This is a genomic window from Pseudomonas viridiflava (assembly GCF_900602065.1).
GTDB lineage: Bacteria > Pseudomonadota > Gammaproteobacteria > Pseudomonadales > Pseudomonadaceae > Aquipseudomonas.
Genome location: NZ_UWFN01000253.1, coordinates 1 through 375 on the forward strand (window position 1 = coordinate 1; position 375 = coordinate 375).

1 protein-coding gene is annotated in these 375 nt (G+C 62.9%); it reads left to right on the top strand.

Going from position 1 to position 375, the window contains the following annotated elements; translation table 11 throughout:
- Position 1: 1 nt before the first annotated feature.
- Positions 2-375, top strand: a 374-nt coding sequence (locus tag EE949_RS13680; protein WP_164666780.1) for an FAD-dependent oxidoreductase, incomplete at its 3' end; no start/stop codon positions are given.

Here is a 375-nt window from a genome sequence, read left to right on the forward strand (position 1 = left end):
CATGTCAGACGTACGTCATTCCCGAGTGATCATTCTCGGTTCCGGCCCTGCCGGTTACAGCGCTGCGGTGTATGCCGCGCGCGCCAACCTCAAGCCTCCACTCATCACCGGCATGCAGGCTGGCGGTCAGCTGACCACGACCACTGAAGTCGATAACTGGCCGGGCGACCCGCATGGCCTGACCGGTCCGGTATTGATGGAGCGCATGCGCGAGCACGCCGAGCGTTTCGAGACCGAGATCGTGTTCGATCACATCAACTCGGTCGATCTGGCAGGCAAGCCGTTCAGCCTGCAGGGCGACAGCGCAACCTACACCTGCGACGCGTTGATCATCGCAACCGGTGCGAGCGCTCGTTACCTGGGTCTGCCCTCGGA